At 49.0% G+C, this 208-nt stretch carries 1 protein-coding gene; it reads right to left on the bottom strand.

The features are described 5' to 3' along the window. Window positions 1-208 (bottom strand): toprim domain-containing protein (locus PSI23_RS22710; RefSeq protein ID WP_373567383.1); only part of this gene is annotated, 208 nt, incomplete at both ends.

Below are 208 nucleotides of genomic sequence, written 5' to 3'. Positions count from 1 at the left end.
AAAATCACCCAAATCAGGGTATCTGACGCTCACCTTTTCAATATCGTTGTTAGCCAGTAAATTTTTATTGGCACAGGCATAGGCGGCCGCTTCCCCGGTGGCGCTCCAGTCATTATCTGCAAAGATAATCAGATGGTTAACACCACGAGGGGCGATAAACTTCGCCATATGCCCGGCGTTCATGGTTGACCACGTGTTCACCCCGTAA

The organism is Xenorhabdus yunnanensis, from assembly GCF_028598805.1.
Classification (GTDB): domain Bacteria; phylum Pseudomonadota; class Gammaproteobacteria; order Enterobacterales; family Enterobacteriaceae; genus Xenorhabdus; species Xenorhabdus yunnanensis.
The sequence above is the reverse complement of the archived record's forward strand: the minus strand, read 5'-3'. Positions and strand labels throughout refer to the sequence as shown.